Source organism: Moraxella sp. K127 (assembly GCF_015223095.1).
Classification (GTDB): Bacteria; Pseudomonadota; Gammaproteobacteria; order Pseudomonadales; family Moraxellaceae; genus Moraxella.
This window is the reverse complement of sequence record NZ_JADFBZ010000019.1, coordinates 33,388-46,253: the sequence shown is the minus strand read 5'-3', so window position 1 is coordinate 46,253 and position 12,866 is coordinate 33,388. Positions and strand designations below refer to the sequence as shown.

General features: G+C 47.5%; 6 protein-coding genes. 3 read left to right on the top strand and 3 right to left on the bottom strand.

Annotation, left to right across the window (positions count from 1 at the left end; all coding sequences use genetic code 11):
• Positions 1–32: 32 nt before the first annotated feature.
• Entirely contained in the window at positions 33–791 is a 759-nt protein-coding gene (locus IM753_RS05855) for a MipA/OmpV family protein (RefSeq protein WP_065257008.1), read from the bottom strand.
• A gap of 127 nt (positions 792–918) precedes the next feature.
• Complete coding sequence (gene betT / locus IM753_RS05850) at positions 919–2,946, bottom strand: choline BCCT transporter BetT (RefSeq protein WP_065257007.1); 2,028 nt, start codon at positions 2,944–2,946, stop codon at positions 919–921.
• Positions 2,947–3,410: 464 nt separating this feature from the next.
• Between betT and betB the strand changes: the two genes are divergently transcribed.
• The 3 genes from betB to IM753_RS05835 all read left to right on the top strand — a co-directional run bounded on the left by betB (position 3,411) and on the right by IM753_RS05835 (position 11,893).
• Complete coding sequence (gene betB / locus IM753_RS05845) at positions 3,411–4,928, top strand: betaine-aldehyde dehydrogenase (RefSeq protein WP_194108876.1); 1,518 nt, start codon at positions 3,411–3,413, stop codon at positions 4,926–4,928.
• A gap of 185 nt (positions 4,929–5,113) precedes the next feature.
• Complete coding sequence (gene betA, locus IM753_RS05840) at positions 5,114–6,826, top strand: choline dehydrogenase (protein ID WP_065257005.1); 1,713 nt, start codon at positions 5,114–5,116, stop codon at positions 6,824–6,826.
• A gap of 258 nt (positions 6,827–7,084) precedes the next feature.
• On the top strand, positions 7,085–11,893 hold the full coding sequence (locus IM753_RS05835) for an NAD-glutamate dehydrogenase (protein ID WP_194108875.1): 4,809 nt from the start codon (positions 7,085–7,087) through the stop codon (positions 11,891–11,893).
• Positions 11,894–12,035: 142 nt separating this feature from the next.
• Here the strand turns inward: IM753_RS05835 and IM753_RS05830 are convergent, their stop codons facing one another.
• Entirely contained in the window at positions 12,036–12,740 is a 705-nt protein-coding gene (locus IM753_RS05830) for a GntR family transcriptional regulator (RefSeq protein ID WP_065257003.1), read from the bottom strand.
• Positions 12,741–12,866 lie beyond the last annotated feature (126 nt).

Sequence of the window (12,866 nt, the reverse complement as noted above, 5' to 3'; positions counted from 1 at the left end):
TGATAAATCAAGCACTTATATAAATTTAACCATTAAAAGGTATAAGTCAAACCCACATTTGCTCCAATGTCCACTTTATCATCAGTTAGGGGGCTGTCTTTTTGGGTTGATGAGAGCCATTCGGCTTTGGTGTTGGCAAAGGCACCGATGTGGTCGGTAAATTGGTATTTGCCAGAGACCGAGACAAAGGGCGAGTAGCTGGATTTGGCGGTGTAGGTGTCTATGCCTGTTTTGGTGCTTTCTTGTTCGGATACGCCAAAGTAGTATTGGTTATAATCATCGCTGTACCAGTTTACGCCAAATTTGGGATACACGGTGAGTTTGTCATCGGCGAATTTAAACAAACTGCGATGAGCCAGCGAGACGGTTTGACCGCCACTTCTGTCCATCATGTCCGTGCCTGCCTTAATCTCAAAACCGCCCACCGGCGTGATACGCATATAACTTAGCACAATATTGGCACTGGATTTACGGCTGTTTAAGCCTTTTAGGGCGGTAATGGTTGCGTCATCTGGCTCAAAGTGGCGAGATTCATAGCCCGCCCCCACACGAAACCAGTTTTCGCTGTCTTTGTGAGCATAAAAACCCAGCTCCGAGCCTTCGGCATAAAAATAGTCGTTATCGTATAGCACGAGTGGCACTGCCCCCACTTTATCATCGGTGGCATAGGCGTGCGAACCAAAACTGGCTAAGGCACCAATGGTCAAGCCGTCAAGGGCTGATGTGTCTGATTGGGCATGGGCGGACAAGCTAAGGCAAAGTAGGGTTAGGCTAAGTAAGGATTTTTTCATGATAACTGTTCACGGGTAAAATTTAAATAGGGCTATTATAATGCAAAAATGGCAGTTTGGGAATGACAGTTTAGGGGGATTTTAATAAAAAAGCGTGCCTTTTGACACGCTTTTATTTTTTGACAAATCATTCAGGAAACACAGGGCGATTGCCAGGGGTTTCACGATTTAAGTGCAAAAACGCCCGATGACGCTCGTATTTGTCAAGTACGTCATTGATGACTTGTTCGCTGTTAAAGCCTGACAAATCATTGCCTTGCAAGCCTTCAAACAAATACGTCTCCAAGCGATAATAAAACTCTTGCCCGTCATCAACTGTTGGACGCTCTGGCACGGGGTATTTGACAGGGACAATGCCATAGACGAAGTTGTACTCATCCTTATAATCCACCGTCAGCATATGTTGTACAAGGCTTGGCTCATCGTCCAAGGCGACCGATTCCACACGCACCGACAGCCCCTTTTGGCGTAGAGCGTCTGCCACGTCAGTTAGGGCAGGCAAGCAGACATTGGTCATCATCGCTTTTGTGTCTTGGGTATCAGGGTAGGCGGTAATGCGGTGCAGGCGAGTTTGCCAGTCGCTCACGTCCACGCCACCTGCCACAGGCACGGCGTTGATTTTGGTAATCTCTTCTCTAAAATCTTCAAGGCGTAACGACTTAAACAGCCCCACCATGACAAAAAACATGACAAAGCTAAATGGCAAGCCCATGACAATGGTTGCTTTTTGTAGGGCGGTGATGCCGTCTGTCATCAGCATGGCAGCGGTTAGCATACCGATTGCCACCGCCCAAAACAGGCGTATCCAAATGGGGGGTGTGTCGGTGTTTTTTTGGCTTTTAAAGCTAAAATTACTCAGCACAATCGCCCCAGAATCTGCCGATGTTACATAAAACAAAAGTCCCGAGACAAAAGCGATGATTGCCGTTACCGAGAACCACGGATAAGTGGATAATAGCTCATAAAAGCCAATCTCAGGGCGTGCGATGATTTTTTCGGCAAAGGCAAGGTTGCCCCCTAGCACTTCATTTAAGGCACTGTTACCCATGACCGACAACCAAGCGAGCGTAAACATAAAGGGAATGGACAAGGTGCCAATGACAAATTCACGAATGGTGCGACCTTTTGAGATTTGAGCCAAAAACAGCCCCACAAAAGGCGACCACGCAATCCACCACGCCCAAAAGAACAGCGTCCAGTCTTGAATCCATTGTTTTTGTTCGGGCGTTTGGTTGTAGGCAAAAGTATCCAAAGTCAAAGTCGGAAAACGGCTAAGATAGTCGCCTACGTTCATGACAATGGCGTTTAGCAAAAATTCGGTATTGCCCAAAAACAGCACAAACAAGATAAGCCCCAAGGCAAAATAAATGTTAAGCTCCGATAGGATTTTGATACCCTTAGATGCCCCTGTGGTTGCCGACACAATGGTAATGGCGACCGCTAGGGCGATAAGTCCGATTTGCCAAAGTAAGTTTTCGGGCAAATCAAAAATAACGTGCAGTCCGTAGTTTAGTTGCACCACCCCAATACCGCAAGTGGTGGCAATACCAAAAATCGTCCCCAAAATCGCCGCCACGTCCACAGCATGACCTGCTGGTCCGTCAATCTTTTTGCCGATCATGGGGTACAATGCCGAGCGAATGGTTAGGGGCAGATTGTAGCGGTAGGCAAAATAGCCAAGGGCAATGCCCACCAACGCATACATACACCAGCCCGTCAGCCCATAGTGAAAAATCGTCCACATCAAGGCTTCACGAGCCGCCTGTGTGGTCTGATCGTCCCCAACAGGCGGATTCATGTACTGCATGATAGGCTCTGCCACCGAAAAGAACATGATGTCAATGCCAATCCCTGCAGCAAACAGCATGGATGACCACGTCAAAAGACTGTATTCAGGTTGGGAGTGCTTGGGGCCTAGCTTGATGTTGCCATAGCGAGAGCAGGCGATGAACAGTACAAAAATGATATACACCGATGCGGCAAAAAAGTAGTACCAACCAAAAGTGGTACTTACCCATGCCAACACACCGTCCAAAATGGCGGATGCACTGTCATTAAACAGCATGGTATATAAGCTAAAAAAGACAATAATCACCGCCGAACAGGCAAATACCGTTCGGTTTAGGCGACCGTCTTTGGATTTGGTATCTTCCATAGCGTTACCTTCCAAGTTTGTTAATGATATAAAATTGATAGGGCGTGCCTACCTTTGGTATTTTCAATGAAAAATGAGAAAGATTGCACGTTTTTCAAGGAAAAAACGTAGGCTGATAGTTATTCTATCAGGCAGGTTTTTGGTGCAGAAAAACAAGGTTTAGCCATTTTTTCATGCAAAAATTGATTGAAGTGTAAATTTCATCTTATTTTATGAAAATGTTATCAAGGTTTAACACGCTCTAAATATTTTCAAAAAACCTAATAAATTTACAAAAAGTTTACAAAAATCAATTTGCAATACACAATCATTTAACACAAATTAAACAAGAAATTCATTAAAAATCAATTATTTGCGTTATAGATGATTTTTTGTTATCATAACCTATCTTTTTGGTTTCATCAACCTTTGAATAAAATTTATAAGTTTTGATGATATATTTTTAAAAATACAGGAGTCTTGTTATGCCATTGTCATCACTACCAAACGTAGAACAAACATCGTTATATATCGGTGGAAAATATGTATCCGCCAGCAGTGGGGAGTTTTTTGAGACGGTCAACCCTGCCACGGCAGACACGCTTGCCAAGCTACAAAGTGCTTCAAAAGCGGACGTGGATAAAGCGGTGCAAAGTGCCAAAGCAGGACAAAAAATCTGGGCAAGCATGACGGCGGTGGAGCGTTCTCGGATACTGCTAAAAGCGGTGGCGATTTTGCGTGAACAAAATGATGAGCTGGCACGCTTGGAGACGGCGGACACAGGCAAGGCAATCAGCGAAACCGCTTATGTGGATATTGTTACAGGGGCGGACGTGTTGGAGTATTATGCAGGGCTTGCCACAGCCGTTGAAGGGGTGCAGGTGCCACTTCGTACTGGCAAAGAAGGGAGCTTTTTTTATACCCAAAGAGAACCGCTTGGCGTGGTGGCAGGGATTGGGGCGTGGAATTATCCCATTCAAATCGCCCTATGGAAATCCGCTCCTGCTTTGGCGTCTGGTAATGCCATGATTTTTAAGCCGAGTGAAGTTACGCCTTTGACCGCCCTAAAACTTGCCGAGATTTATACCCAAGCTGGTGTGCCTGACGGGGTGTTTAATGTCGTGCAAGGCGGTGGCGATGTGGGGGCGTATCTGACCGAACACCCTGACATTGCCAAAATCTCATTTACAGGCTCGGTGGCAACGGGCAAAAAAGTGATGAGCCTTGCAGGAGCGTCATCACTAAAAGACGTAACCATGGAGCTTGGCGGTAAGTCGCCCTTGATTATTTGTGATGATGCTGATATTGAGCTGGCAGCCGATGTGGCGATGATGGCAAACTTTTATAGCACAGGGCAAGTGTGTACCAATGGCACACGAGTTTTTGTGCCAACTGCCAAAAAACACGCCTTTGAACAAGCCATTTTGGCACGCCTGCCCAAGGTTCGCTTGGGCGACCCGACTGATGAGACAACCAACATGGGTCCTTTGGTGAGCTTTGCCCACATGGAGCGAGTGCTTGATTATATGGAGCAGGGCAAAAAAGCAGGGGCAACGGTGCTGTTTGGTGGACGGCGTGCGGTGGCGGACGATTTTGCCGAGCGTGGCGAGTCGCTGTCCAAGGGGGCGTTTGTGCTACCGACCGTCTTTACCGATTGTACCGATGAGATGAGTATTGTTACTGATGAGATTTTTGGCCCTGTCATGAGTATTTTGACTTATGATGATGAAGATGAAGCGATAGAGCGTGCCAATGACACAATTTTTGGCTTGGCAGGGGGCGTGGTTACGTCTGATTTAAATAAAGCTCATCGCATTACTCACGCCTTGCAGGCAGGCATTTGCTGGGTCAATACATGGGGCGAGTCGGACGCCAAAATGCCTGTGGGGGGCTACAAACAATCAGGCGTGGGGCGTGAAAACGGCATAATGACGCTAGAGCATTATACCCAAGTCAAATCCATTCAAATAGAAATGGGTAAATTTGAATCTATTTTTAAATAACACCATATCATACTCCATTCTCAGCTTTGTGTAAGTGATTGATTTATCAAGGGCGAATTGCAATTCGTCCCCACAATCCAAAAAAATAATCATTGGAAAACCAATAGGTTGGCATTTTAAGTTGAGATTGGGGCAGATTATCAAAATTTATTAACTTATTTTTATTAACTTATTAAGGAAAACTCATGACAGAATATGACTATATCATCATCGGTGCAGGTTCGGCAGGCAATGTGCTTGCCACACGTCTGACAGAAGACAGTGATGTGAGCGTGCTACTTTTGGAAGCAGGTGGTCCTGATTATCGCTTGGATTTTCGCACGCAAATGCCCGCAGCACTGGCGTACCCCTTGCAAGGCAAACGCTACAACTGGGCGTATTTGACCGACCCTGAGCCTTATATGAACAACCGCCGTATGGAGTGCGGACGTGGTAAGGGGCTTGGCGGTTCATCGCTTATCAATGGTATGTGCTACATTCGTGGCAATGCCATGGATTTGGACAATTGGGCAAAAATGGACGGACTAGAAGATTGGAGCTATGCCGACTGCTTGCCTTATTATAAAAAATCAGAAACCCGTGATGTGGGCGAAAACGACTATCACGGTGGCACAGGCCCTGTGAGCGTAACGACTTCACAGCGTGGCTCAACCATTGGCAGTAGCGTGCTGTTTAATGCCATGGTAGAAGCAGGCGTGCAAGCAGGCTATCCACGCACCGATGATTTGAACGGCTATCAGCAAGAAGGCTTTGGACCTATGGACAGAACGGTTACGCCAAAAGGTCGCCGTTCTAGCACGGCTCGGGGCTATCTGGACATGGCAAAATCACGCCCCAATCTTACCATAAAAACCCACGCTGTAACCGACAAAATCCTATTTTCAGGCAAGCGTGCCATTGGCGTACAGTATCTACAAGGTAATGACACAAACCCCACAACCGTCCACGCCAAGCGAGAAGTGATACTCTCGGCAGGGGCGATTGCGTCTCCACAGATTTTACAGCGTTCGGGCGTTGGGGCAAAAAATTTGCTTGATGAATTTAAAATCCCTCTTGTCCATGACTTACCAGGGGTGGGCGAGAACTTACAAGACCATTTGGAGATGTACCTACAATACGAATGCAAAAAACCCGTATCGCTGTATCCTGCCCTAAAATGGTACAACCAACCTGCCATTGGGGCTGAGTGGCTGTTTTTGGGAACGGGCATTGGGGCAAGCAACCAGTTTGAGGCAGGGGGCTTTATCCGTACTCGTCCTGAATTTGAATGGCCAAATATCCAGTATCACTTTTTGCCAGTTGCCATTAACTACAACGGCTCAAATGCCGTAGAAGAGCATGGTTTTCAAGCACACGTTGGCTCCATGCGTTCGCCGTCTCGTGGACGTATCCGCCTAAAATCGCTAAATCCCCATGACCACCCAAGCATTTTGTTCAACTATATGTCGCACGAGCAAGACTGGCAAGAGTTTAGAGACGGCATTCGTATCACCCGTGAGATTATGCACCAGCCTGCTTTGGATGCCTACCGTGGGCGTGAGATTAGCCCAAGCCGTCATGCCCAGACCGATGCCGAGCTTGATGAATTTGTGCGTAATCATGCCGAGACCGCCTATCATCCGTCTTGTAGCTGTAAAATGGGCATGGACGATATGGCGGTTGTGGACGGGCAGGGACGTGTGCATGGCTTAGAAGGCTTGCGTGTGGTTGATGCGTCTATCATGCCCCTTATCATCACCGGCAACCTAAACGCCACCACCATTATGATGGCAGAAAAAATCGCCGATGTCATGCGTGGGCAAAAACTACCAAAATCAACGGCAGGTTATTATAAAGCCGACCCCAACGTGCTAAGACAAGAGCCTGTGCGAGCGTTTGACCCGAGTATGATGCTTTAAGGGTTTGTAAAGGGCGGATTTATCCGTCCTTTTTATTTTTGTATTTTTCATTGTAAAATCTAAACTACAAAGACGGATGTCAGTACATCTCAAATCCAATACCAAAACACTTATCAGAAATATATCTAAAAAATTTTATATTTATCATAAAAACTAATAATAATACAAAGATTTTCCATTTGCTATTTTGCCCGCTTTGGTTTAGTTTATACACGTTTATTTTTAAACATTTACGGTTAAAAACCAATAGGAAAAAACATGACAAGCAACCATCTAACCATCAGCCCAAAACGTGTCAGCAACATCGCCCGTCACGCCATAAGCCATCATCATGACAACCACGCCAACCATCAAGAGATATTGGCGAAGTTTATCCCCATCTATTATCAGCACTTGCCCACAGAGATGGCGGACAGATTCTCCGATGAGACGTTGTCGGGCATGGCATTACACCATTTTAGCTTACTAAAAACACATAACGGCACAAGCCCCAATATCAGCGTCATCAATCCTTTGGGCGAGTCACACCTGTTTAATAGCGAGCGTACCATCATTGCTTTGGTCGCCATTGACCGTCCCTTTTTGACCGACACGCTCCTGATGAGCTTGGAGCGTCAGGGCATTGGCGTTCATCGCATTTATAATAACATCATCAAGGTGGAACGCACAGACGGACACATCAGCGACATTCAAGCCGTCGATGAGAGCAGTGGTCGGGCGAACAGCTGTTTTGCGTTGGTGCATATTGAAATTGACCGCCAAAGCGATGACAAGTTGGCGGACATCAAAGAGATGTTATTAAAGAAAATCCACACCATTGATGTCATCGTTGGCGACTTTGGGGCGATGGCGGATAAGCTGGACGAGATTAAAGAAGAGCTAAAAAGCCTGCCCATTCCCACAGAGCATTATACCAAAGAAGCGGTGACGGGCTTTTTGGAATGGGTGGGGCGTGATAACTTTATCTTTATGGGGTATCGTGAATACCGTTTTGAAAATGACAATGGCACACCTGAGCTGTACTCGGTGGGCGGTAGCGGACTGGGCGTGCTACAAGGCAAAGAGACCGATGAGTTATCCAAGAGCTTTCATGGTCTGCCCACGCACCTAAAACATCTGATAGCCGAGCCACGTGTGCTACTGCTGTCTAAATCAGCACGTCTGTCGCCTATTCATCGCCCTGCTTATCTGGACTTTTTGGGCATTCAAAAATACAACGACCAAGGCGAGCTGATTGGCGAATATCGCTTTGTCGGACTGCTGACATCACGGGCATATCAGACCAGCGTGGCGAACATTCCGCTACTCAACGAAAAAGCGGGCAAAATCCTTGCCATGTCACGCCTGCCCAAAAACAGCCATGCTTATCTCAAACTTGCTCACATCGTCAATACCTTGCCCCGTGATGACCTATTCCAAGCCAGTACCGATGAGCTCTACCCGATGGTGGCGAGCATTGCCAGCTTGCAGGACAAAAACCGCCTACGCCTGCTCGTGCGTACCGACCATTATCAAAGATTTGTATCGTGTCTGGTCTATGTGCCGTTGTCTAAGTTTAACAGCGACTTACGCCAAAAAATCCAAGACATCCTAACCCAAGCCTTTGGCGGTGTGTCATCAAGCTTTACAACCGAATTTAACGAGCTTCATCATGCCCGTGTGCATATCCATGTACGCACCGAGACGGGCAAAGTCAAGGATTATGACCTAGCCAAGTTGGAGCGTGAACTGTCGGCACTCATGCATGACTGGACGGATGAATACGCCAAAGCCCTAACCGCCCAGACAGGCGAGAGTCGTGCCAGAGAAATACTGGCGACATTGGGGGCGAGCATTCCTTTGACGTATCGTGAGCGGTTTGATGTGCATACGGCAGTGGCGGATACCACCAAACTGCTGTCGCTTGATGATGATAAACCTAAGATTTGGCATTTGTATCAGTCGGCGGGCGAGCGTGTGGACAGTCTGACCCTAAAACTCTACGGCAGGGGCGAGATTTTGACGTTATCGCACGTCTTACCGATATTGGAGCATTTTGGGGTGGCAGTCATCTCAGCGTCCACTTATGACTTTGGTGGGCAAGATACCCCTGATGTCAGCGATGATTTGTGGCTACAAGAGTATAAACTCACCCTAAAAGCAGGATTGACGGTGGATTTGACCGCAGTCAAAATGCAGGTAGAGCATGCCTTAGATGAGATTTGGCAAGGACGGGTTGAGTCCGACCGCCTAAATCAGCTGATTTTGACCACAGACATTGACACCTATGATGTGGTGGTACTGCGTGCCTTGTCTCGCTATATCGTCCAAGCCCGAGCCCCATTTTCAACCGATTACATTCACAGTACGTTGGTGGGCAATCCTGCCATTGCCAGTTTGCTTGTCAAGCTGTTCCATGCCAAGATGTCGCCTACTGAGCAGACGGACACCGCACCGATTTTAGCACAGATTGACAGTGAGCTTAGCTTGGTAACCAGCCTTGATGAAGACCGCATTGTGCGTTGGTTCTTGGATTTGTTAAACGCCATGCTACGCACCAACTTTTATCAAACCGATAAAGATGGAGCAAGAAAAGACCGTTTGTCTTTTAAATTCAAAGCAAGCGATATTCCCAATTTGCCCAAGTCCAAGCCCATGTTTGAGATTTATGTGTACTCGCCAAGGGTTGAAGGGGTGCATTTGCGTGGTGGCAAGGTGGCTCGTGGTGGACTTAGATGGTCTGACCGCATGGAAGATTACCGCACCGAAGTGTTGGGACTTGTCAAAGCCCAAATGGTCAAAAACTCAGTCATCGTGCCTGTGGGCTCAAAAGGCGGTTTTGTCTGCAAAGACAAATCCAAGCAGACAAGCCGTGAGGCGTGGCAAGCCGAAGGCGTGGCGTGCTATCAGACCTACATCCGTGGCTTGTTGGACTTGACGGACAATTTGGTTGATGGCAACGTTGTTCCGCCTGCCAATACTGTCCGCCATGACGAAGATGACCCGTATTTGGTGGTGGCAGCCGACAAAGGCACAGCGACTTTCTCAGACATCGCCAACGCCCTGTCCGCCGAATACAATTTTTGGTTACAAGATGCCTTTGCTTCAGGTGGCTCGGCAGGCTATGACCACAAAGGCATGGGCATTACCGCTCGTGGGGCGTGGGAGAGTGTCAAACGTCATTTTCGCTTGATGGGCAAGGACATTCAAGCCCGTAATGAATTTACCGTGGTGGGCATTGGCGACATGAGCGGAGACGTGTTTGGTAATGGTATGTTATTATCCAAAAATATCCGCCTTGTGGCAGCCTTCAATCACTTGCACATCTTTATTGACCCAAATCCTGATGCCAAAGCAAGTTTTGAAGAGCGTGAGCGTCTGTTCAATTTGCCACGTTCGGCATGGACGGATTATAAGGCAGAGCTTATCAGCGAAGGTGGTGGGGTATTTAACCGCACCGACAAAGCCATCGCCATCACCCCACAGATGAAAGAGCGTTTTGACATCGCTGAAGATAGCCTTACGCCCAATGAGCTACTAAATAAGCTTTTAAAAGCCCCTGTGGACTTGATTTGGAATGGTGGTATTGGCACTTACATCAAGTCATCTGATGAAGACCACAGCGATGTGGGTGACCGTGCCAACGATGCCATTCGTGTGGATGGGCGTGAAGTGCGTGCCAAAGTCGTGGGTGAAGGCGGTAACTTAGGCTGTACTCAGCGTGGACGTATCGAGTACGCCCTAAATGGTGGACGTATCTACACCGATGCCATTGACAACTCAGGCGGTGTGAACTGCTCAGACCATGAAGTCAACATCAAAATCCTGTTGGGCTCAGTCACCGAACGTGGGGATATGACCATCAAACAGCGTAATGACTTGCTGGCGAGCATGACCGATACGGTGGCAAATCTGGTGCTACGCCAAAACTACTTACAGCCACAGACCATTGAGCTGTCAGCTTATCAAGCCCCTGAGCGTGCAGGCGAGCATATTCGCTTTATGAATTTCTTAGAAAAAGCAGGTCGCCTTGACCGTGCCATCGAATATCTGCCAAGCGATGACACGCTAACCAAACGCAAGGCAAAAGATGGGCGTGGACTAACCAACCCTGAGCTGGCGGTACTGTTGTCTTATGGTAAAATGTGGGTGTATGATGAATTGCTTGGCAGTGGTCTGACCGAAGATGCCTACTTCTTGCATGAGCTTAAAAAGTATTTCCCAAATACCTTGGGCGAGCAGTTCTTTGATGAGATGACCCGCCACCGCCTGCACCGTGAGATTATCTGTACTTATCTGACTAACGGACTGGTGAACCGTCTGGGCATAGAAAATGTGTTTGCCATGAGTGATGAGACAGGTCATAGCGTGGCGGACATTACCCGAAGCTATGCCATCGTGCGTGATGTCTTTGATGTGCAAGCGGTGTGGGACAGATTGTCAGGCCTTGACAATGCCGTCGCTGGCAACACCCAAATCGAGCTTGAACTTACCATCCAAGATGTGCTAAAACAAGGCATGACATGGTTCCTAAACCGTCAGCTGACAGACGAGAGTGTGGCACAGACGGCACTAACCTTTAAAAACTTGGTGGCGGACTTGTTCTCTTATGATGTCATTGATGAGCATTTTGGGGCGTATATCGCCAAAGATGTCGCTGATTTGACTGCCAAAGGGCTTAGCGATGATGATGCCCATGCCTTTGCCCGCCTGCCCATCTATGTGCATGCCCTAGATGTCGTGGCACTTGCCGACCAAAAAGGCGTGGCAGTGACTGACGTGGCACAGGCATATTTTGGCGTATTCTCACAGCTACACATGGACAAGCTAACATCAGCGGTGGCGGACTTGCCTGCTGAGAGTTATTGGGATAGAAAAGCGTCTTATGCACTCACCGGTGAGTTTAACCGCACGCTCATGGCACTCATCACCGATGTACTGGCGGTGGGTGGTCTGTCAGCATGGCAGGATAAGCACCGTGAGCGACTGGCGGTACTGTCAGAGCAGATAGATGGCTTATCGGACAAAGTGGGACTGGCGGAGCTGTCGGTACTGCTGAGCGAAGTTAATGGTTTAAAAATGGTTTAAAACAGCTTTAAATTTATAAATATTTTTAAAAATTTAAGCCATCAAAAACCCCAATCTAAGGTTAGATTGGGGTTTTGTTCATAAAACTTATTTTTAAAAAGCATGTATCACACCATGCGACAAATCTATGACAAACCCAGCCTTATCCCAATTCCCCATCAAACCGAAAAGTCGCCCCATCGTGCCACATCTGCACAAAGGTAACAACCTTATCGCCTGAATAAGTGTAGCGAGACAAACGCAGGGCGGGCGAGTTTGGCGGACAACCCAAACAAGTCGCCACATCAGACGGGCAGGGCTTGGCTTCAATAAAATAGTGTCCACGCACAAGCGGTACTTGGCTGATAAGGTAGTCGCTTGTGTTGATTTTGTTAAAATCTTGATGTTCAAAGGCAGGGATAATTGCCAAATCCACAAAACGCCGTTCAAATTGCAAAGGCTTATCATCGCCAAAATGCACAATTTCCACCTTATATAGACGCTGAGTGTCGTGAAATACCGCCCGAGCCGATGGCGGTAGGTCGCTATGGGGCAAGGCAAGCTGGCTTACGACTTTGGCGTGGTAGCGTTTGCCTGTGCTTTCTATGTCGTGGGCGATGTTGCGAACGGTGATAAAGGTCTGGTTGAATTGTTGCTGAGCAACAAACGTCCCCGACCCTTGACGGCGTTCTAATACCTGCTCATCTGTCAGCTCTTTTAGGGCACGATTGACAGTCATGCGAGCCACGCCAAATTCACGAGACAACGCCATCTCAGTAGGAATGGCAGAGCCAACCGCCCATTGTCCTGCGTGGATTTTGGCTAAGATGGCGGATTTGATGCGTTGGTAGGCGGGTGTTTTTGGCATGGTTTGATAGGAAAAATAGATAGTATAGCGTATTTTAAACCAAAATTAAAGACGATGATTTTTGGCAAAAAACACCTAAAAACCCCTTGCATTCCCCCAAAATTTTTGATAAATTAGTCTTAAATT

Coding starts and splice junctions, on each gene's coding strand:
- IM753_RS05855 (WP_065257008.1), bottom strand. CDS start 791: ATGAAAAAATCCTTACTTAGCCTAACCCTACTTTGCCTTAGCTTGTCC.
- betT (WP_065257007.1), bottom strand. CDS start 2,946: ATGGAAGATACCAAATCCAAAGACGGTCGCCTAAACCGAACGGTATTT.
- betB (WP_194108876.1), top strand. CDS start 3,411: ATGCCATTGTCATCACTACCAAACGTAGAACAAACATCGTTATATATC.
- betA (WP_065257005.1), top strand. CDS start 5,114: ATGACAGAATATGACTATATCATCATCGGTGCAGGTTCGGCAGGCAAT.
- IM753_RS05835 (WP_194108875.1), top strand. CDS start 7,085: ATGACAAGCAACCATCTAACCATCAGCCCAAAACGTGTCAGCAACATC.
- IM753_RS05830 (WP_065257003.1), bottom strand. CDS start 12,740: ATGCCAAAAACACCCGCCTACCAACGCATCAAATCCGCCATCTTAGCC.